The organism is Salmonella sp. 2020_1459, assembly GCF_043847915.1.
In the GTDB taxonomy this organism is placed as follows: Bacteria; Pseudomonadota; Gammaproteobacteria; order Enterobacterales; family Enterobacteriaceae; genus Salmonella; species Salmonella enterica.
Map to the genome: position 1 here is coordinate 117851 of NZ_JBCMFA010000004.1, position 17188 is coordinate 135038.

Genomic DNA, 17188 nt, shown 5'->3' on the forward strand with positions numbered 1-17188 from the left:
TTTTATTTCTCACTGTCCACTAAACCACGCACAAACGCCCGTTGCATGGCTAAAACGATGACAACCGGGGGAATAAGGGTCAGCAGCATTGCCGCCATCACCTGGTTCCATTGCGTGGTACCTTCGCCAGTGGCGATCATCCCTTTGATACCCGCTACGGCAGTGCCAAGATTCACGTCGGTGATAATCAACAGCGGCCACAGATACTGGTTCCAGCCGTAGATAAAGGTGATGACGAATAACGCCGCCAGGTTGGTTTTTGACAGCGGCAACACGATGTCGCGGAAAAAGCGCATCGGCGACGCGCCGTCAATACGGGCCGCCTCCACCAGTTCATCCGGAAGCGTCATAAAGAACTGACGAAACAGGAAAGTGGCGGTAGCGGACGCCATCAGCGGTAGCGTCAGACCGGCATAGCTGTCGAGCATTTTCAGGTTGGCGATCACTTCCACCGTCGGGAAGATACGCACTTCAACCGGCAACATCAGGGTGATAAAAATCATCCAGAAGAACAGGTTACGCAGGGGAAAACGAAACCAGACGATGGCGAATGCGGAAAGCATAGATACCGTGATTTTGCCTACCGTAATGCTGAACGCCATAATGAAACTGTTAAGCATCATCAGCCAGAATGGCGCGCTATTAACACCGACGCCGTTGACCCAAATAGTTTTGATATTCTCCAGTAACTGCGTGCCGGGAAGCAGCGTCATCGGCGTCTCAAACACCGCGCGGTCGTCCAGCGTCGCCGCGACAAACGCGACATACAGCGGAAACAAAATGACCGCGATCCCCAGAATCAGCATGGTATGGCTGAATATTGTCAGCCCGCGACGATTCTCTATCATTGGTAACGCACCTTACTTTCCACATAGCGGAACTGCACCACCGTCAGAATGATGACGAGGAACATCAACACCACCGACTGCGCGGCGGACGCCGAGAGATCCAGGCCGGTAAACCCTTCGCGATAGATCTTATAAATCAGCGTCGTGGTGGCTTGTACCGGCCCGCCGGCGGTCGCGGCGTCGATCACCGGGAAGGTGTCGAAAAAGGCATACACCAGGTTGACCACCAGCAGGAAGAAACTGACCGGCGCAATAAGCGGCAAAGAAAGCCGGAAGAAACGACGAATCGGCCCGGCGCCGTCAATGGCCGCCGCTTCCACCAGCGATCGGGGAATGGATTGCAGCGCGGCAAAGAAGAATAAAAAGTTGTAACTAATCTGCTTCCAGACTGACGCAAATACCACCAGGAACATCGCCTGACCGCTGTTTTGCGCGTGGTTCCAGTCATAGCCGAATTCGCCGAGGAAATGGGTGATTAATCCCCGCCCCGGGTTAAACAGGAAAATCCACAATACGGCGGCGACGGCGGGCGCGACGGCATAAGGCAGCAGCATCAGCGTCTGATAAAAACGGCTGCCGCGCACCACGTAATCCACCAGGGCGGCGAAAAACAGCGAGACCAGCAGGCCGCTAAACGTGACCAGCGCGCTGAATTTAATCGTCGTCCAGAAGGCGTCGAGATAATAACTGTCGTGAAAAAGCGCGACGAAATTCTCCAGCCCGACAAATTGGCTGGAAAAACCAAACGGATCGACGCTTTGCAGCGAATACCACAGCGCTTCGCCCGCAGGCCAGATAAAGAAAATAACGGTGATAACCAACTGCGGAGCAACCAGTAAATACGGCAGCCAGCGCGAGCGGAACACCGGACGGAATGATGACATGAAGATTCTTTTCCTGGAAGGTGCCGGATGGCGGTGCAAGCACCTTATCCGGCCTACAAACGCTGTAGGCCTGATAAGCGCAGCGCCATCAGGCACTTATACACTTAAGATTTGCTCGCTTTCTCAAAACGACGCAGTAACTGATTCCCGCGATCCACCGCGGTATCCAACGCCTGTTGTGGGGTTTTCTTCCCGGTCCAGACGCTTTCCAGCTCTTCGTCCACGATGGTACGAATCTGCGGCATATTGCCCAGACGCAAGCCTTTGGTGAAGGGTAACGGCGGCTTATTCAACATCTGGCGAGTGGCGATATCCGCACCGGGGTTTTTATCGTAATAACCCTGCTCGCGGGTCAGCTCGTAGGCGGCGGTGGTAATCGGCAGGTAGCCGGTTTTTTGATGCCATTCAGCAGCGTTTTCCGGTTTTGCCAGGAAGTCGAGGAATTTGGCGACGCCGGTATAGGTTTCTTTATCTTTACCCTGCATGACCCATAGGCTGGCTCCGCCGATAATAGCGTTTTGCGGCGCGCCCTTGATATCCGCGTCGTACGGCATCATACCCACGCCATAGTTAAATTTGGCATACTGGCGGATATTGGCGAGCGAGCCGGAGGACGCGGTTGTCATCGCGCAGTCACCGTTATAAAACTTCTCGGTAGACTCGTCCTTACGCCCAACATAGCTAAAATCGCCTTTTTTATTCATCTCTTCCAGCAGCGCGATATGTTTCACCTGCTCTGGCTTATTAAACTCCAGCACCGCATCTGTACCGTCAAAACCATTGTTTTTACTGGCGAAGGGGAGACCGTTCCAGGCGCTGAAGTTTTCCAGTTGGATCCAGCCTTGCCAGCCGCTGGCGTAACCGCATTTCATGCCTGCCGCTCTCAATTTTGCGGTATAGTCAGCCAGCTCCTGCCAGGTTTTCGGCGGCTGTTCCGGATCTAAACCGGCTTTCTTAAAGGCGTCTTTGTTGTAGTACAGTACCGGCGTGGAGCTGTTAAAGGGCTGGGAGAGCAGATGCCCGCTTTTAGCATCGGTGTAGTAGCCTGCAACGGTCGGTACAAACTGGGACTCGTCAAAGTTAATACCGGCGTCTTTAAACACTTCATAAACCGGCTTAATGGCTTTCGAGGCCATCATGGTCGCCGTCCCAACCTCATAAACCTGCAATATTGCCGGCGCGTTGCCGGTACGGAATGCCGCGATCCCGGCGCTCAGGTTCTGTTCATAGTTCCCCTTATAGACAGGAACGATTTTGTAATCCGGATTGGCCTGGTTGAAACGTTGCGCCAGTGAATCAACTTCTTTGCCTAACTCCCCTTCCATTGAATGCCAGAATGGAATAGTGGTGACGGCCAACGCCTGACCCGTAAATGCCAGACTCAGCGCCAGTCCTAAAGCTGTATGTCGTAACGATATCATCGGTTATCTCTCTTTTTGTGCCGGGATGCGCGATATCACGCGTTTTATGTTCGCGGGGGTAACATGACATGCTCGAATGACAGAAAAATAACTTTTTTATTACAAAAAAAAGATAGTAAGGCGACAGAGAGATGGCAAGGCAGTGAAAGCGCCGGAAAAGAAAAGTGGGAGCTACGGCACGAATAGGTACGACGTTATTCCCGGGGGGCGGCGCACATGCCGTAACCCAACCAGACGGAGCGTCGCCAGGATTAACGTCTCAGGCACGTAAGCGAACGGCAATTTGCTCCAGCGTAAGCCGCCCTGCCGCCGCATCGACTGTCATATCGACAAAATCCGGATTCGCAGCGAGTGAGATCCCGTTACGCTTTAAAAACAGCAGCGTAATAAATAAGGCGGTACGTTTGTTACCATCATTGAAGATATGCCCACGGGATATAGCGAGCAAATGCATTGCCGCCAGCAGCCACACGTCGGTCACCCCTTCATATTCGATTTGATTGAGTACCCGGTACATTAGCGCTTCCGCGCGCTCAGGATCAGGCATGCCTGTTACACCAGGCGTAACGCGGAGAAGCCTGTCGTGAAACTGAATTATCTCTTCCGCTGAGATAAGTTGTAGGGTCATTTATCCGCCAGCTCCCTGAGCTCATTGCCATGAACCGCCATAATGGCAGCAAACTCATCATCCATTCGCGCCGTCTGATAACGCTCAAACTCCTCGGCGCTGATGATCACTGCGGACTTATGCCCACGACGCGTGATGGTGACAGGGCCCCCCGTCACCGCACTTTCCAGGACTTCGGCCAGATTTTGCCGCGCTTCGCTATAGTTAACCGTACGCATAAACACCTCCCCAGTTGTACATGTTTATTGTACAACAAACATGTACAAAAAAAGAGCCATCAGGCTCTTTTGAAAAATTTTACCGCTTGCCGTTACCGGGGGCGGCGCACGCGCTTCCCCCTGGCACAGTCTAACCGCCCAGATAGGCGCTGCGCACCGCTTCGTTCGCCAGCAGTGCATCACCGGTATCGGATAGCACCACGTGGCCGTTTTCCAGCACATAACCGCGGTCGGCGAGCTTCAGCGCCTGGTTGGCGTTCTGCTCGACAAGGAAGATGGTCATACCCTGCTCGCGCAACTGCTCAATGGTGTCGAAGATCTGCTGGATGATGATCGGCGCCAGCCCCAGCGACGGTTCATCCAGCAGCAATAGCCTCGGCTGGCTCATCAGCGCGCGGCCAATCGCCAGCATCTGCTGTTCACCGCCGGACATGGTGCCCGCTCGCTGGATACGGCGTTCATGCAGGCGCGGAAACAGCTCGTACACCCATTTGATACGCTCCTGAAACCGATCGCGCTCGGCAAAAAAACCGCCCATCGCCAGATTCTCTTCCACCGTCATCCGCGAGAAGACGCGCCGCCCTTCCGGCACTATCGCCACCGCTTCACGCATGATTTTCGCCGTCTGCCAGTCGGTGATGTCTTTACCGTCAAACACCACCCGTCCGCTGGAGGCGCGCGGATCGCCGCACAAGGTGCCAAGCAGCGTCGTTTTCCCCGCGCCGTTAGCGCCAATCAGGGTAACGATTTCCCCCTGGTTGATGTGCAGACTGACGTCGTGCAGCGCCTGAATCTTGCCGTAGTGGGCGCTGACTTTTTCAAACGTTAACATCGTTTTTTCCATCTTATGCCTCACCCAGATAAGCGCGGATGACGTCCGGGTTGTTGCGGATCTCTTCCGGCGTGCCGTTCGCCAGCGGCGTGCCCTGGTTCACCACGTAAATGCGATCGGAAATGCCCATCACCAGCTTCATATCGTGTTCAATCAGCAAGATAGTGGTGTTGTGATGGTTACGTAGCTCGGCAATCAGCTCATCCAGCTCTTTGGTCTCTTTCGGGTTAAGGCCAGCCGCCGGTTCGTCGAGCATCAGAATTTCTGGCTGCGTCACCATGCAACGGGCAATCTCCAGCCGGCGCTGGTCGCCGTAGGCCAGATTACTGGCCTGGCGGTTGGCATGTTCCAGCAGGCCAATACGCTCAAGCCAGGTCGCCGCGCGGTCCAGCGCTTCGCTTTGCGCACGGCGGAAAGCGGGCGTTTTCAACAGGCCGGAAAAGAGGCCCGTTTTCAGTTGCTGGTGCTGTGCCACCAGCAGGTTTTCAATCACCGTCATTTCGCGAAACAGGCGCACATGCTGGAAAGTACGTACCACGCCCATGCGGGCGATCTGCTGGCCCGGCAATCCTTCCAGATGCCGCTCGCGCAACATGATCGTACCGCCTGTCGGCTTATAGAAACCGGTCAGGCAGTTAAACACCGTCGTTTTACCCGCGCCGTTAGGGCCAATCAGCGACACAATTTCCCGCTCACGCAATTCCAGCGATACATTGTTGACCGCCAGCAAACCGCCAAAGCGCATCATCAGGCCGTTAACCGCTAATAATGGCTGACTCATGCCTGCTCTCCTTTCGCCTGACCACTTTTCAGCTTCAACTGCGGACGCGTCATCGGCAGCAATCCCTGCGGGCGCCAGATCATCATCAACACCATCAAACCGCCGAGCATCAACATGCTGTATTCGTTGAAATCGCGCATCAACTCGCGCGACACCACCAACAGAACCGCCGCCAGGATCACCGCAAACTGCGAGCCCATTCCGCCCAGCACCACAATCGCCAGCACGAAGGCGGATTCGGCGAAGGTGAAGGATTCCGGGCTGACAAAGCCCTGGCGGGCGGCAAACAACGTCCCGGCGAAACCGGCAAACGCGGCGCTGATAGTAAAAGCGGTCAGCTTGATGCGCGTCGGGCTTAAACCTAATGAGCGACAGGCGATCTCATCTTCACGCAACGCTTCCCACGCCCGGCCCAGCGGCATACGCAGCAGGCGGTTAATGACAAACAGCGACAGGACCACCAGCAACAGGGCCACCAGATAGAGGAAAATGACCCGGTCGGATGGGTCGTACTTCACGCCAAAGAAATTGCTGAAGGTATCCCAGCCGCCTTCTCGGGTGTTGCGGCTAAACTCCAGACCAAATAGCGTCGGTTTGGGGATCTGGCTGATACCGTTCGGGCCGCCGGTAATTTCCGTGTTGTTGAGCAGCAGGATACGGACGATTTCGCCGAAGCCGAGCGTCACAATCGCCAGATAGTCGCCGCGCAGACGCAGTACCGGGAAGCCGAGCAGGAAACCAGCAGCGGCGGAGACCAGTCCCGCCAGCGGCAGGCAGGTCCAGAAACCCAAACCATAATAGTGGTTGAGCAGCGCAAAGGTATAAGCGCCGATGGCGTAAAAGCCGCCGTAGCCCAATACCAGCAGACCGGACAGCCCCACCACCACGTTCAGCCCCAGACCGAGGATGATATAAATCATGGTCATGGTGGCGATATCGACGCTACCGCGCGACACCATAAACGGCCATGCCACGGCGATAACCAGCAGCGCCATCAGAAACAGCTTTTGCTTAACGGTAGAGCCATCGATCGCCGGCAGAATAAACTTCGGTCCGGAGACGTGCTTCACCGCTTTCTGGAACATCGGACGCAGTAACTGAAAGAAAAAAACCACTGCCGTACCGATAAAGATCCACTGCCAGCGGATGTCGGCGGCGGTATCCACCACCAGTTTGGTGCCGTCCAGCTCCAGTTGTACGCCCATGAAGACGCCAGCCAAAACGAAGAACATCGCCGCAGAGAACAGAGCCATCGCAATATGCATCGGTTTCATACTTTCTCTACCTCCGGACGCCCCAGGATACCGGTCGGCATCACCAGCAGTACCAGAATCAGCAGAGCGAACGACACGACATCTTTATATTCGGTACTTAAATATGCAGACGAGAGCGCTTCGGCGACGCCCAAAATCAGACCGCCGATCATCGCGCCCGGAATGCTGCCTATACCGCCCAGTACCGCTGCGGTGAACGCTTTCATCCCGGCCATAAAACCGATGTAGGGGTTAATTACGCCATAGAACTGACCGAGCAGTACGCCCGCCACTGCCGCCATTGCCGCGCCGATAACAAACGTTAGCGCAATAACGCGGTCGGTATTAATGCCGAGCAGGCTGGCCATTTTCAGATCCTCCGCGCAGGCGCGGCAGGCGCGGCCCATCCGGGAGTAGCGAATGAAAATGGTGAGCGCCAGCATAGCCAGAAAGGTGACTATCCAGATAACCGCCTGCATGGTGGTGATGGACGCGGAAAAGTTTTCGCTGCTGCCCACAATCCACTGGCCGTTAAACAGGCTGGGTAACGCCACGTCGCGCGAACCTTCCGTCAGGCTGACGTAGTTTTGCAGGAAGATGGACATCCCGATGGCGGAAATCAGGGCGATCAGGCGCTTGGAGTTGCGCACGGGCCGGTAAGCAACTCGCTCGATACTCCAGCCGTAGGCGCTGGCAATAATAATCGCGCCGATAAATCCAGCGGCCACCAGGAGCCAACTGGTGTCTATTCCCATCATCATTAGCGCGGCGATGATCATAAAAGAGACGTAGCTGCCGATCATATACACCTCGCCATGAGCGAAGTTGATCATGCCGATAATGCCGTACACCATCGTATAACCGATAGCAATCAGCGCGTAGGTGCTCCCCAGCGTGACGCCGTTAAACATCTGCTGCAAGAAATAGAGAAACTGCTCGGACATAAGGTAACCTTTTTAAACCCGCCCGGCGTGCGGGCGGTGGGATAACTTATCTTCTGGCATTACTTCGCGACGGTTGACGAGCCGTCGGCGTGCCACTGGAAGACGCCAAATTCAAATCCCTTAAGATCGCCTTTTTCATCCCATTTCAGCGGCCCAATAACGGTATCAGCCCCGTTAGCTTTAAGATCTTTCACCAGATCCAGCGGAGCATGGCTGGCGCTACGCGTCATTGCGGTCGCCAGCGACTGGACGGCGGCGTAGGTGATCCAGACATACGGACCGCTGGGATCTTTCTTGTCGGCTTTCAGCGCCTCGACAATCGCTTTATTCGCCGGGTCCTGGTCATAACGTTTTGGCATCGTCACCAACATGCCTTCCGCCGCACCGCCCGCAATATTGGACAGCGACGCGTTACCCACGCCTTCCGGCCCCATAAATTGCGTTTTCAGGCCATTAGCCCGCGCCTGGCGCAGCATCTGCCCCATTTCCGGGTAGTAGCCGCCGTAATACACAAAGTCGATATTCTCTTTTTGCAAGCGGGCAATCAGGGCGGAGAAATCTTTTTCACCGGCGGTAATACCATCAAAAAAGACAATATTGGCATTACCCTGCTTCAGGCCATCCTGCACGGAGCGCGCCAGTCCTTCGCCGTATTGCTGTTTATCGTGAATGATAGCGATGCGCTGCGGTTTCACCGTTTCCAGGATGTATTTCGCGGCCGTTGGCCCCTGGGAGGAGTCCAGGCCGGCGGTACGCATAATGTACTGATAGCCGCGCTGGGTCAGCTCCGGGTTAGTCGCCCCCGGGGAGATCATCAGAATACCTTCATCTTCATAGATATCGGATGCTGGCTGAGTAGAAGAAGAACACAAGTGACCAATAACGTATTGAATACCGTCGTTAACGATTTTGTTGGCCACCGCCACCGCCTGTTTTGGATCGCAGGCATCATCGTACTCTACGCCGACCAGCTTATCGCCTTTAATCCCGCCTTTAGCGTTGATGTCTTTAATGGCCTGGCGCGCGCCGTTAAATTCCATATCGCCCCATTGCGCTACCGGGCCGGACATCGCCCCGACTATGGCGACTTTAATATCATCTGCCATTGCCCCCTGCGAGGCTGCTAATGCAACAATCCCTGCGATTATTGTTTTCGCTTTCCGTTTCATGTGCCTGTATCCCCATTCGTGATGTTATATGTTTTGTTTTTTGCTGGTTAAAAAGCAGACTGTACTTTTTATAAATGGTGCGCTTTTTACTGACTCATTAATGAGTTAGCGCAGCATTTAAAGCATAATAAGATTAAAATCTCTATTTTTCAGTCTATTAAGAAAAGATAATATTCTGCTTTTCGCTATAGATAAACAAAAAAAAGCACGCTTGTCAGCATAAAATAACGGCATATTAAGCGGAATAATTCACTAGCATTCAGGGAATTATGCTGCCTGTTTTCCATTCTCTAATGCTTCAAACTGTAATTATCGTTGTTAAAAAATTAATAACCTGGTAAATGACACAAAAAAGAGAAAGCATCTGGCCTGCCTGTTTCGGTACACTGATCGCATCTTTTGAAATCGGGACAAGCCGTCGATGAAGCTGACTATTCTTCGTTTAGAACACTTTAGCGCTCAGGATCAGATCGATCTGGGCAAAATCTGGCCGGAATATTCCGCCTCCTCATTAAGCGTAGATGAAACGCACCGGATTTATGCCGCGCGGTTTAACGAGCGTTTGTTGGGCGCCGTAAGAGTGACGCTGAGCGGAACGCAGGGCGCGCTGGATTCCTTACGCGTGCGTGAAATCACCCGTCGCCGCGGCGTCGGGCAATACCTGGTAGAAGAAGTCATCCGCGATAATCCCAACGTCTCGTCGTGGTGGATGGCAGATGTCGGTGTTGAAGACCGCAGCGTGATGGCCGCGTTTATGCAGGCGTTAGGTTTTACCGCCCAGCATGACGGCTGGGAGAAGCGCTAAAAGAAAGCCGGATGGCGCTGACGCTTATCCGGCCTACATGCCGGGAGAAAAGATAAAAACCACCTCGCAATTTTCCAAGAATTTCGCGTTGCAGGCAGGCGGCAAGTTATGAAATCCCCGGGAGCTTACATAAGTAAGTGACCGGGGTTGAATAACGTAGCCAACGCACCTGCAGCGCGAAAGGCGCCAGGAAAATTACTTAGCGTCTGTCGCCGTACCGTTCGCATGCCAGTCAAACACGCCGAACTCAAATCCTTTCAGATCGCCTTTCTCATCCCACGACAGCGGTCCCATTACGGTGTCGACCGTGGCGCCTTTCAGGTATTTGGCGATTTCAGCCGGATCGTCGGAGTGGTTCAGCCCCGCCTGCAACGATTGCAGCGCGGCGTAGGTGGTCCACACGAATGCGCCGCTAGGATCTTGTTTCTTGGCTTTGATGGCATCCACAATCGGTTTGTTCGCCGGGACCTGATCGTAGTTCTTCGGTTTGGTGACCAGTAAGCCTTCCGCCGACTCTCCGGCGATGTTAGACAGCGAGACGTTCGCCACCCCTTCCGGCCCCATAAACTGGGTTTTCAGCCCTGCGGCGCGGGACTGGCGCAAAATCTGCCCCATTTCCGGGTGATAACCACCGTAGTAGACAAAGTCGATATTCTCTTTTTTCAGACGCGCTACCAGAGTGGAGAAATCTTTTTCGCCGGCGGTGATGCCGTCAAAGAATACGACGTTAACGCCGCCTTTCTTCAGACCGTCCTGCACCGCGCGCGCCAGCCCTTCGCCGTACTGCTGCTTATCGTGGATAATCGCGATGCGCTGCGGTTTTACCTTCTCCAGAATATACTTTGCCGCCGTTGGCCCCTGGTCAGAGTCCAGACCGGTGGTGCGCAAAATCAGGTTATAGCCGCGCGCGGTCAGCTCCGGCGCGGTCGCCGCCGGGGTTATCATCAGGATGCCTTCGTCTTCGTAGATATCAGACGCTGGCTGTGTGGAAGAGGAGCATAAGTGACCGATAACATACTTGATGCCGTCGTTCACCACTTTGTTAGCGACCGCTACCGCCTGTTTCGGGTCACAGGCGTCGTCATATTTCACCGCGACGAGCTTATCGCCTTTAATACCGCCTTTCGCATTGATATCGGCAATTGCCTGCTCCGCACCGGTAAATTCCTGGTCGCCATACTGCGCCACCGGACCGGACATCGCGCCGACAACCGCGACTTTAATGTCCTCTGCGAATGCCATATGGCTTAATGACAGGGCGATACATCCTGCCAATAACGTTTTACCCTTCATATTCATCCTGATAATCCCCATTATTCTGGTTGTTACGTGTGTTGTGGTGTTATTGTTCAGCACTTTATTTCGATTATTGGCTAGCTACCCGTGCTTTAGCAGCATACTCTGCTAAAACATACCCGATTTTTATTATTTTGGAATAGCTAAATTTACATCCAGATAACAGATTTGTGTCGGTGGGGGAGAGGAAGGGCCCGTAGGCCCGATAAGCGAAGCGCCATCGGGCCTACGTGTTGCCGGATGGCAGGGTAAACGCCTTATCCGCCCTACAAAAAACAAAACCCCCGAATTCACATTCGAGGGTTCATTGGCAATTCGCGAAGATTACGCTTCGATCGCAGCGCGAAGCTTTTTCATGGCGTTCTTTTCAAGCTGGCGCACACGCTCAGCGGAGACGCCGTAACGATCGGCCAGCTCCTGCAACGTAGACTTATTGTCTTCGTCCAGCCAGCGAGCGCGGATAATATCCTGGCTACGCTCGTCGAGCCCCTGCATCGCATCGGTCAGTCGGTTGGCGGCCTGCTCTTCCCAGTTATCGTCTTCAATGCCGTCGGCAAAGTTAGACGATTTATCCTGCAGATACAGCACCGGCGCCATTGGCTGGCTGTCGGACTCATCGTCCGAAGACATGTCAAACGTCATGTCCTGCGCCGCCATACGCGACTCCATCTCACGCACGTCTTTACTGGAAACACCCAGTTCGCGCGCCACCATTTCAACCTCATCCTGATTAAACCAGCCCAGACGCTGCTTGGTTTTACGCAGATTAAAGAACAGCTTACGCTGCGCTTTCGTGGTTGCGACTTTAACGATACGCCAGTTACGCAGCACGTATTCGTGAATTTCTGCTTTAATCCAGTGTACGGCGAAGGAGACCAGACGCACGCCTACTTCCGGGTTGAAACGGCGTACGGCTTTCATCAGGCCGATGTTGCCTTCCTGGATCAAATCCGCCTGCGGCAGACCATAGCCCGCATAGTTACGAGCAATATGAACAACAAAGCGCAGGTGAGACAGGATCAGCGTTTTAGCTGCTTCCAGATCGCCCTGGTAATGCAGCCTTTCAGCCAATGCCCGCTCCTCGTCAGCCGATAACATCGGCCACGCGTTCGCCGCCCGGATATAAGATTCCAGGTTGCCAACAGGGGCTAAAGCTAAATTTTGCATTTCTTTGGTCATTCAAATCCTCTCAATCAGTATTGCCTGGCACCGTCAGCGAGCAACAACCGTGCCAAAGCCGATGAGCAACGAGAATATCACCCACTCTTTTATCAGACAGTGATTTTATCCACAAGTTCAATGTAACACTGTGCATAATTTGCACAAATCTTGTGACATAAAGATGATGCGCGGGGAAGAGACAACAGGGACTCTTTCCCTGCGAACGGAAGCCCATTGCAGGGAAAGATTATACCACGATTTTATCAATCGGGAGTAAAGTGACGTAAATGTTGCACCGTGGCCAGCCAGGCGGCGATCCAGCCAATCATGGAACAGACCAGCAGCAGCAACAGGCACTCATCGAACGATAAACCGTTGAGATCAAACTTCGTGCCGAAGACCTGCGCCACTTCAGTCACCGCCGATGATAAACGCATCACCAAAATTTCAGACAATATCAGTGAAAGAAACGCGCCGGAAAAACCGAGCAACGCGCCGCCATAGAGGAACGGACGCAGGATAAAGCCATCGGTCGCGCCAATCAGCTTTTGCACGTTAATAGTATCGCGACGGGCAAAAATGCTCAGGCGCACGCTGTTGCCGATAACGAGGAAGACCGCCGCGACCATCAGCACGCCGATCATCGCCGACACGCGGCCCACCAGCCCGGTGAGCGCCGCCAGGCGCGCAAACCAGCTATCATCCATGCGGACTTCGTCAATGCCGTTAATCTGCGAGATACGGTCGCGCAGCGTATTAAGCGAGGCGGTACTCTGGAAGTCCAGCTTGGGGATCACCACCGCCACCGCCGGTAGCGGGTTCTCTTCCAGCATGTCCAGCGCGCCGCCAAAACCCGACCAGTTGCGGAATTCTCCCAGCGCGTCCTCACGGGACAGGTAGTTGACCTTCTCAACGCCCTGCTCGGCCTGAAGCTGCCCAACAACCCGTGCCGCCGCGTCATCATCCAGCGTTTTTTGCAGATAAACGGTGATCTGCGGCGACGGATAATACTGAGTCGCCGCCTGGTTGACGTTCTTATAGACCATGTAACAGACGCTGGGCAGCGTCAGGGAGATGGCGATCACCATCACCGTCAGAAACGTCGCCAGCGGTTTGCTTTTCAGATCTTGCAGCGCGCCGTGCCAGGCATAGCGCACCTGCTCATTAAAGACGTTCGTTTTACGTGAGTTCGGTTTCGGCGTCGGCTTCTGGCGTCCTGGCGCGTTGCGCCCGCCGCCTGTTCCGCCGCGAGACTTACGCAGTCGATCCAGCCGTCCGCCGAACTGCCTGATTTGGTTAATCGCGTCGCGCCTATTCATTGGCCAGGCCTCCATGCAGATGTCCATCGCTCAGGACGAGCTGCCTATAGGAACGACGGGAGATAAGTCCAATATCGTGCGTCGCCATCAGTACCGTCACCCCTACGCGGTTAAACTCTTCAAACAGACGTAAAATCCCTTCCGACAACGCGTCGTCCAGGTTCCCGGTCGGTTCATCCGCCAGCAATACCGCTGGCTTATTGACCACCGCGCGGGCGATGCCCACACGCTGTTGTTCGCCTCCGGAGAGTTGAATCGGGAAGTTTCTCGCTTTGTCCAGTAGTCCAACCTTATCCAGCGCCGCCGACACACGACGACGGATATCATCGCCGCTGGCACCGGCAATGATTAACGGTATCGCCACATTATCATAGACCGTGCGATCCATCAGCAGATGGTGATCCTGGAAAATCATCCCAATCTGGCGGCGCAAAAACGGCACTTCGCGGTTTTTCAGGCGCGTAATATCATGCCCGCTGAAGAAGATTTTGCCGGCGCTGGGCCGCTCAATCCCACAGATTAGCTTCAGCAGGGTACTTTTCCCCGCGCCGGAGTGGCCGGTCAGAAACGCCATCTCGCCTGGCCGCATATGGAATGTCACTCCCTGCAGCGCTTGTCTCCCGCCGAGATAGGCCTTGCTGACATGTTCAAAGCGAATCATTGTTAATCCTCTCGGGCAAAAAGTGCCTCAATAAAATCGTCCGCCTTAAACGGACGCAAATCCTCGATACGTTCGCCCACGCCAATGTAACGGATAGGAATGCCAAACTGGTCAGCTACCGAGAAAATCACCCCGCCTTTCGCCGTACCGTCAAGCTTGGTCAGGGTAATACCGGTTAAGCCTACCGCTTCATGGAACAGTTTGGCCTGGCTTACCGCGTTCTGTCCGGTGCTGGCGTCAATGGTCAGCATAACTTCATGTGGCGCTTCTTCGTCCAGCTTTTTCATGACGCGAACGATTTTTTTCAGCTCTTCCATCAGGTGCGACTTGTTCTGCAGACGCCCTGCCGTATCGGCAATTAACACATCCACATTACGCGCCTTCGCGGCCTGGATAGCGTCAAAAATCACCGAGGCGGAGTCCGCGCCGGTATGCTGGGCGATAACCGGAATGTTGTTACGCTGTCCCCAGACCTGTAGCTGTTCGACCGCCGCCGCGCGGAAAGTATCCCCCGCCGCCAGCATCACTGATTTACCCTGCTGCTCAAACTGGCGCGCCAGTTTACCGATAGTGGTGGTTTTACCCACGCCGTTCACGCCAACCATCAGAATAACAAAAGGCGTTTTACCTTCAATATTAAGCGGTTCGTCTACCTTCGCCAGAATCTCGCCCATCTCGTCTTTCAACAGACCATACAGCGCCTCGGCATCTTTAAGCTGTTTGCGGCTGGCGCCTTCCGTCAGATTAGCGATAATCTTACGCGTGGTTTCTACCCCGACATCAGCGATGAGCAACTGCTCTTCCAGCTCCTCGAACAAATCATCGTCGATTTTCTTGCCGCGGAACAGACTGATAAATCCGGAACCGAGATTTTCTTTGGTTTTCAGCAGACTGCGTTTCAGGCGGGCAAAGAAACCTTCTTTAGTCGGTTTTTCCTGCTCCTGAACGATCGCTTCCACCGGCGCGTCTTCTTCCGCTGGCGGAACAACCATCACCGCCTCTTCCGCCGCCTGAGCGGCCAGCGCCTGCGCTTCCAGCTCTTCGTCGGTGAATTTCGCCGCGTTTTCGCCCTCTTCTTCTACCGCAGCAATGACCTCTACGGTTTCCGCTTCGGCCTGCCACTCTTCCGGCGAGATAGCCTCGTCTTTGACCTCTTCCGGCAGCGGCAATTCCTCGCGTTCCACCGCGATCTGCGGCGCTGCCGTCTCAATGGCCGCCGCGGGCTCCGGCTCTACCGGCTGCGGTTTTTCGCTCTCCTGAACTTTCTCAGTAACGTCCACCACCTCTTCCGCAAAGGCTTCGGTTTCTGCTTTGCTGTGTGCGGGCGTTTGCGCGTCTACGTCTGCCGCCGTTTCAACAGGGGGCTCAACCGGTCGTTGTTCCTCAACAATCTGCTGTTCTTCGGTCTGTTCCTGCTTCTGCTCTTTATCACCGAAGCCCAACCAGGAAAAGAAGCCACGTTTTTTCTGTTTTGCCATCTGCGACTACACCCCTCGCGGCGCTATATACATGGAAGCTAAAAAAATGATGAAATAGTCTATCACTTAACTTAATTCACATCACCGCCTGGAATAACTTGCAACAGGCGGTTCGAGCAAGAGAAATGAAAAAACCGACTCACTCTGGCAGCGGCCAAATCCGCATTATTGGCGGGCAATGGCGTGGCCGTAAATTACCGGTTCCGGACAGCCCGGGTCTGCGTCCCACCACCGATCGCGTGCGCGAAACGTTATTTAACTGGCTGGCTCCGGTAATGGTAGACGCCCATTGTCTGGATTGCTTTGCCGGCAGCGGCGCGCTGGGTCTGGAAGCGCTATCGCGTTATGCGGCCCAGGCAACGTTACTGGAAATGGATCGCGCCGTATCGCAGCAGTTGCAAAAAAATCTGGCGACGCTGAAAGCCAACAATGCTCGCGTCGTCAATACCAATACTCTGGCCTTCCTCAGCCAGCCGGGAACGCCGCATCACGTCGTCTTTGTCGACCCGCCGTTTCGTAAAGGGCTGCTGGAAGAGACGTTACAATTGCTGGAAACCCAGGGATGGCTGGCCGACGACGCGCTAATCTACGTAGAAAGCGAGGTGGAAAACGGTCTGCCGCCCGTTCCGGCGAACTGGGCATTGTATCGAGAAAAGGTGGCCGGACAGGTCGCTTATCGTCTGTATCAGCGCGACGCGCAAGGAGAAAATGATGTTGATTAATCTGGGCCGCTTATTAATGCTCTTCGTGTGGGCATTTTTGATTCTTAATCTGGTGCATCCCTTCCCGCGCCCACTCAATATCTTCGTCAACGTGGCGTTGGTGTTCATGGCGCTGATGCACGGTATGCAACTGGCGCTGCTGAAATCAACGATACCGAAAGAGGGTCCGCAGATGACGACGGGAGAGAAAATCCGCATTTTCCTGTTCGGCGTGTTTGAGCTGCTGGTCTGGCAGAAGAAGTTTAAGAACAAAAAATAATGTTTGCTGCCGGATGACGGTTTATTCGTTATCCGGGGTACGGCTAACAAACCCGACGAACCGCGTTCCCTTATAGCTCAGCGTACCTTGATCGCCCACCGTCAAAGCGTGGTACTGCTGCGCTTGTAAACGGAACGTTTTTTCCAGACCGCCATTGAGCGGCTTAAAACTGACCTCATAGCGCATACTGGTTCCCGCCGGGATCACTTCCTGCTGGCGAGAGCGTCGGTCATTAACCGGCTTCTCCCGTTTATTGCTGACCACGACCTGCTTTTGCTGTAACGGCGCCGCCTCATTAGCGGCTTTTTCCCGCCGTTGCTGAACGAAGCGAAACGACGCGGCAACTACGATTAATGCGATGATTATAATGAAGAAAAGCGGTGGCTTACTCATACTGTTAACCTGTCAGAAAATGCGGAAATAAGCATACCCTGCCCGTTATAGTGTTGTCATCTGACCGTCACGGCCTCTACACTGAATAATAGAGCCGCAAGCATACCGTTTGCGAA

Annotated in this window: 20 protein-coding genes; 4 read left to right on the plus strand and 16 right to left on the minus strand. The window is 54.3% G+C overall.

Going from position 1 to position 17188, the window contains the following annotated elements; all coding sequences use genetic code 11:
• Positions 1-2: 2 nt before the first annotated feature.
• The 10 genes from ugpE to livK all read right to left on the minus strand — a co-directional run bounded on the left by ugpE (position 3) and on the right by livK (position 8978).
• Entirely contained in the window at positions 3-848 is an 846-nt protein-coding gene (gene ugpE / locus ACH0VJ_RS12445) for a sn-glycerol-3-phosphate ABC transporter permease UgpE (RefSeq protein WP_000572196.1), read from the minus strand.
• Positions 845-1732 (minus strand): sn-glycerol-3-phosphate ABC transporter permease UgpA, encoded by an 888-nt coding sequence (ugpA, locus tag ACH0VJ_RS12450; RefSeq protein ID WP_000094074.1) that lies wholly within the window; start codon positions 1730-1732, stop codon positions 845-847. Before ugpA ends, ugpE begins: the two co-directional genes overlap by 4 nt.
• Before the next feature lie 104 nt (positions 1733-1836).
• The gene (gene ugpB / locus ACH0VJ_RS12455) at positions 1837-3153 is read right to left on the minus strand and encodes a sn-glycerol-3-phosphate ABC transporter substrate-binding protein UgpB (protein WP_000624747.1); all 1317 of its coding nucleotides are present in this window, start codon (positions 3151-3153) and stop codon (positions 1837-1839) included.
• 259 nt (positions 3154-3412) lie between these two features.
• A complete protein-coding gene (locus tag ACH0VJ_RS12460) occupies positions 3413-3781 on the minus strand; it encodes a type II toxin-antitoxin system death-on-curing family toxin (protein ID WP_001536192.1) in 369 nt (122 codons plus the stop codon).
• Positions 3778-3999: a type II toxin-antitoxin system Phd/YefM family antitoxin gene (locus ACH0VJ_RS12465; RefSeq protein ID WP_001520924.1), complete on the minus strand. Its 222-nt coding sequence runs from the start codon at positions 3997-3999 to the stop codon at positions 3778-3780. Before ACH0VJ_RS12465 ends, ACH0VJ_RS12460 begins: the two co-directional genes overlap by 4 nt.
• 130 nt (positions 4000-4129) lie before the next feature.
• Entirely contained in the window at positions 4130-4843 is a 714-nt protein-coding gene (gene livF, locus ACH0VJ_RS12470; RefSeq protein WP_000416114.1) for a high-affinity branched-chain amino acid ABC transporter ATP-binding protein LivF, read from the minus strand.
• A 1-nt stretch (position 4844) separates the two neighbouring features.
• A complete protein-coding gene (livG, locus tag ACH0VJ_RS12475; protein WP_000082080.1) occupies positions 4845-5612 on the minus strand; it encodes a high-affinity branched-chain amino acid ABC transporter ATP-binding protein LivG in 768 nt (255 codons plus the stop codon).
• Entirely contained in the window at positions 5609-6886 is a 1278-nt protein-coding gene (gene livM, locus ACH0VJ_RS12480; RefSeq protein ID WP_000803764.1) for a branched chain amino acid ABC transporter permease LivM, read from the minus strand. The genes livG and livM overlap by 4 nt, the downstream gene beginning before the upstream one ends.
• Entirely contained in the window at positions 6883-7809 is a 927-nt protein-coding gene (gene livH, locus ACH0VJ_RS12485) for a high-affinity branched-chain amino acid ABC transporter permease LivH (protein ID WP_000003007.1), read from the minus strand. Before livH ends, livM begins: the two co-directional genes overlap by 4 nt.
• A gap of 59 nt (positions 7810-7868) precedes the next feature.
• Positions 7869-8978, minus strand: a complete 1110-nt coding sequence (livK, locus tag ACH0VJ_RS12490) for a high-affinity branched-chain amino acid ABC transporter substrate-binding protein LivK (protein WP_000822968.1) — start codon at positions 8976-8978, stop codon at positions 7869-7871.
• Positions 8979-9399: 421 nt separating this feature from the next.
• Between livK and panM the strand changes: the two genes are divergently transcribed.
• Positions 9400-9783, plus strand: coding sequence for an aspartate 1-decarboxylase autocleavage activator PanM (gene panM, locus ACH0VJ_RS12495; protein ID WP_000778873.1), 384 nt, complete (start codon positions 9400-9402; stop codon positions 9781-9783).
• On the plus strand, positions 9761-9895 hold the full coding sequence (locus ACH0VJ_RS12500) for a hypothetical protein (protein ID WP_001517957.1): 135 nt from the start codon (positions 9761-9763) through the stop codon (positions 9893-9895). Before panM ends, ACH0VJ_RS12500 begins: the two co-directional genes overlap by 23 nt.
• Positions 9896-9978: 83 nt before the next feature.
• Here the strand turns inward: ACH0VJ_RS12500 and livJ are convergent, their stop codons facing one another.
• From livJ to ftsY, 5 genes are all read right to left on the minus strand, one after another.
• Positions 9979-11082, minus strand: a complete 1104-nt coding sequence (livJ, locus tag ACH0VJ_RS12505; RefSeq protein WP_001528146.1) for a branched chain amino acid ABC transporter substrate-binding protein LivJ — start codon at positions 11080-11082, stop codon at positions 9979-9981.
• Positions 11083-11403: 321 nt separating this feature from the next.
• Complete coding sequence (gene rpoH, locus ACH0VJ_RS12510) at positions 11404-12258, minus strand: RNA polymerase sigma factor RpoH (RefSeq protein ID WP_000159621.1); 855 nt, start codon at positions 12256-12258, stop codon at positions 11404-11406.
• Between the two features lie 245 nt (positions 12259-12503).
• Positions 12504-13559: a permease-like cell division protein FtsX gene (gene ftsX / locus ACH0VJ_RS12515; protein WP_001081707.1), complete on the minus strand. Its 1056-nt coding sequence runs from the start codon at positions 13557-13559 to the stop codon at positions 12504-12506.
• Positions 13552-14220 carry a cell division ATP-binding protein FtsE gene (ftsE, locus tag ACH0VJ_RS12520; protein WP_000617729.1) on the minus strand — a complete coding sequence of 223 codons (669 nt, stop codon included), beginning with the start codon at positions 14218-14220 and terminating at the stop codon, positions 13552-13554. The genes ftsX and ftsE overlap by 8 nt, the downstream gene beginning before the upstream one ends.
• A gap of 2 nt (positions 14221-14222) precedes the next feature.
• Positions 14223-15698, minus strand: coding sequence for a signal recognition particle-docking protein FtsY (ftsY, locus tag ACH0VJ_RS12525; protein WP_001118686.1), 1476 nt, complete (start codon positions 15696-15698; stop codon positions 14223-14225).
• A 125-nt stretch (positions 15699-15823) separates the two neighbouring features.
• On the opposite strand from ftsY, the gene rsmD reads away from it, so the two are divergent.
• Complete coding sequence (gene rsmD, locus ACH0VJ_RS12530; protein ID WP_000743275.1) at positions 15824-16420, plus strand: 16S rRNA (guanine(966)-N(2))-methyltransferase; 597 nt, start codon at positions 15824-15826, stop codon at positions 16418-16420.
• On the plus strand, positions 16410-16679 hold the full coding sequence (locus ACH0VJ_RS12535) for a DUF1145 family protein (protein WP_000906759.1): 270 nt from the start codon (positions 16410-16412) through the stop codon (positions 16677-16679). Before rsmD ends, ACH0VJ_RS12535 begins: the two co-directional genes overlap by 11 nt.
• A gap of 21 nt (positions 16680-16700) precedes the next feature.
• On the opposite strand, the gene ACH0VJ_RS12540 is transcribed toward ACH0VJ_RS12535, so the two are convergent.
• Positions 16701-17072, minus strand: a complete 372-nt coding sequence (locus ACH0VJ_RS12540) for a DUF2500 domain-containing protein (protein ID WP_000042853.1) — start codon at positions 17070-17072, stop codon at positions 16701-16703.
• Between the last annotated feature and the right edge of the window lie 116 nt (positions 17073-17188).

Excerpts from the sequence above, each read along its gene's own strand:
- ugpE (WP_000572196.1), bottom strand. The coding sequence starts at position 848 with ATGATAGAGAATCGTCGCGGGCTGACAATATTCAGCCATACCATGCTG.
- ugpA (WP_000094074.1), bottom strand. The coding sequence starts at position 1,732 with ATGTCATCATTCCGTCCGGTGTTCCGCTCGCGCTGGCTGCCGTATTTA.
- ugpB (WP_000624747.1), bottom strand. The coding sequence starts at position 3,153 with ATGATATCGTTACGACATACAGCTTTAGGACTGGCGCTGAGTCTGGCA.
- ACH0VJ_RS12460 (WP_001536192.1), bottom strand. The coding sequence starts at position 3,781 with ATGACCCTACAACTTATCTCAGCGGAAGAGATAATTCAGTTTCACGAC.
- ACH0VJ_RS12465 (WP_001520924.1), bottom strand. The coding sequence starts at position 3,999 with ATGCGTACGGTTAACTATAGCGAAGCGCGGCAAAATCTGGCCGAAGTC.
- livF (WP_000416114.1), bottom strand. The coding sequence starts at position 4,843 with ATGGAAAAAACGATGTTAACGTTTGAAAAAGTCAGCGCCCACTACGGC.
- livG (WP_000082080.1), bottom strand. The coding sequence starts at position 5,612 with ATGAGTCAGCCATTATTAGCGGTTAACGGCCTGATGATGCGCTTTGGC.
- livM (WP_000803764.1), bottom strand. The coding sequence starts at position 6,886 with ATGAAACCGATGCATATTGCGATGGCTCTGTTCTCTGCGGCGATGTTC.
- livH (WP_000003007.1), bottom strand. The coding sequence starts at position 7,809 with ATGTCCGAGCAGTTTCTCTATTTCTTGCAGCAGATGTTTAACGGCGTC.
- livK (WP_000822968.1), bottom strand. The coding sequence starts at position 8,978 with ATGAAACGGAAAGCGAAAACAATAATCGCAGGGATTGTTGCATTAGCA.
- panM (WP_000778873.1), top strand. The coding sequence starts at position 9,400 with ATGAAGCTGACTATTCTTCGTTTAGAACACTTTAGCGCTCAGGATCAG.
- ACH0VJ_RS12500 (WP_001517957.1), top strand. The coding sequence starts at position 9,761 with ATGACGGCTGGGAGAAGCGCTAAAAGAAAGCCGGATGGCGCTGACGCT.
- livJ (WP_001528146.1), bottom strand. The coding sequence starts at position 11,082 with ATGAATATGAAGGGTAAAACGTTATTGGCAGGATGTATCGCCCTGTCA.
- rpoH (WP_000159621.1), bottom strand. The coding sequence starts at position 12,258 with ATGACCAAAGAAATGCAAAATTTAGCTTTAGCCCCTGTTGGCAACCTG.
- ftsX (WP_001081707.1), bottom strand. The coding sequence starts at position 13,559 with ATGAATAGGCGCGACGCGATTAACCAAATCAGGCAGTTCGGCGGACGG.
- ftsE (WP_000617729.1), bottom strand. The coding sequence starts at position 14,220 with ATGATTCGCTTTGAACATGTCAGCAAGGCCTATCTCGGCGGGAGACAA.
- ftsY (WP_001118686.1), bottom strand. The coding sequence starts at position 15,698 with ATGGCAAAACAGAAAAAACGTGGCTTCTTTTCCTGGTTGGGCTTCGGT.
- rsmD (WP_000743275.1), top strand. The coding sequence starts at position 15,824 with ATGAAAAAACCGACTCACTCTGGCAGCGGCCAAATCCGCATTATTGGC.
- ACH0VJ_RS12535 (WP_000906759.1), top strand. The coding sequence starts at position 16,410 with ATGTTGATTAATCTGGGCCGCTTATTAATGCTCTTCGTGTGGGCATTT.
- ACH0VJ_RS12540 (WP_000042853.1), bottom strand. The coding sequence starts at position 17,072 with ATGAGTAAGCCACCGCTTTTCTTCATTATAATCATCGCATTAATCGTA.